We start from the raw sequence: 1434 nt of genomic DNA, 5'->3' as shown, positions 1-1434 counted from the left end.
GGCTCTTCGCAGTTGAGGGTGTAGTGCGGGTGGGCGCGTCGGTGGCCGGGTAGGGTCGAGGTCTTCCGATGATGGGAGTTCTCACACCGCCCATCCGAAAGACCTCGACGTGTCTGACGTTACCTTCGCCTGCCCTGACCTGACCACTTTCGCCCGCTTGGACGAGCTCGGCCTCGAAGTCGTCGGGCAGCGGCTTGAGCCCCATCGTGCGGTGCTGGCGTGCCGGGTCGTCGGTGCCGACGACGCCGATGGCTGGTGTCGGCGGTGTGGCTGCGAAGGGACCGTTCGCGACTGCGTGGTCCGGCGGTTGGCGCACGAGCCGCTGGGCTGGCGTCCCACGACCCTGCACGTGACGGTGCGCCGCTACCGGTGCAGTGGTTGTGGGCACGTGTGGCGCGAAGACACCAGCCGCGCGGCCGAGCCGCGGGCGAAGCTGTCGCGGCGCGGGTTGCGGTGGGCGCTGGAAGCCCTGGTGGTCCAGCACCTGACCGTTGCCCGGGTCGCGGAGGGTCTCGGGGTCGCGTGGAACACCGCCAACAACGCGGTTCTTGCCGAGGGCAAGCGCGTGCTGATCGATGATCCCGGCCGGTTCGACGGCGTGGCTGTGATCGGGGTCGACGAGCACGTCTGGCGTCATACCCGTCGCGGCGACAAGTACGTCACGGTGATCATCGATCTCACCCCGATCCGCGATGGGACCGGGCCGGCACGGTTGCTGGACATGGTCGAGGGCCGCTCGAAACAGGTCTTCAAGTCCTGGCTCGCCGCACGCGAACAGTCCTGGCGCGAGAGGGTCGAGGTGGTCGCGATGGACGGCTTCACCGGCTTCAAGACCGCCGCCGCTGAGGAGATCCCCGACGCGGTCGCGGTGATGGACCCCTTCCACGTCGTCCGCCTGACCGGCGACGCCCTCGACCAGTGCCGCCGACGAGTCCAGCAAGCCATCCACGGCCACCGGGGACGCAAACACGACCCGCTCTACTCCGCTCGGCGGACCCTGCACACCGGCGCCGACCTACTCACCAGCAAGCAGGCCCAGCGACTGGCCGACCTGTTCGCGGCCGATGAACACGTCGAGGTCGAAGCGAGCTGGGGGATCTACCAGCGCATGATCGCCGCCTACCGCGAATCCGACCGCAGCCGTGGCCGGGCGCTGATGAAGCAGCTCATCGACTCGGTCAGCCACGGCGTGCCGACCGCACTCGTCGAGCTCATCACGCTCGGCCGGACACTGAACAAGCGCGCCGCCGACATACTCGCCTACTTCGACCGACCCGGCACCAGCAACGGACCCACCGAAGCCATCAACGGCCGACTCGAACACCTCCGCGGCTCCGCCCTCGGATTCCGCAACCTCACCAACTACATCGCCAGATCCCTACTCGAAACCGGCGGCTTCAGACCCCAACTACACCCTCAATCGTGAAGAGCCGG

1 protein-coding gene is annotated in these 1434 nt (G+C 68.1%); it reads left to right on the top strand.

What is annotated here, in order from left to right:
* The first annotated feature begins 109 nt into the window (after window positions 1-109).
* On the top strand, window positions 110-1426 hold the full coding sequence (locus AB0H36_RS48055; RefSeq protein WP_360539121.1) for an ISL3 family transposase: 1317 nt from the start codon (window positions 110-112) through the stop codon (window positions 1424-1426).
* Window positions 1427-1434 lie beyond the last annotated feature (8 nt).

The sequence above is a fragment of the Kribbella sp. NPDC050820 genome (genome assembly GCF_040653975.1).
Lineage (GTDB): Bacteria > Actinomycetota > Actinomycetes > Propionibacteriales > Kribbellaceae > Kribbella.
Note: the sequence above shows the minus strand (reverse complement) of the source record. Positions and strands in the feature narration are given on the sequence as shown.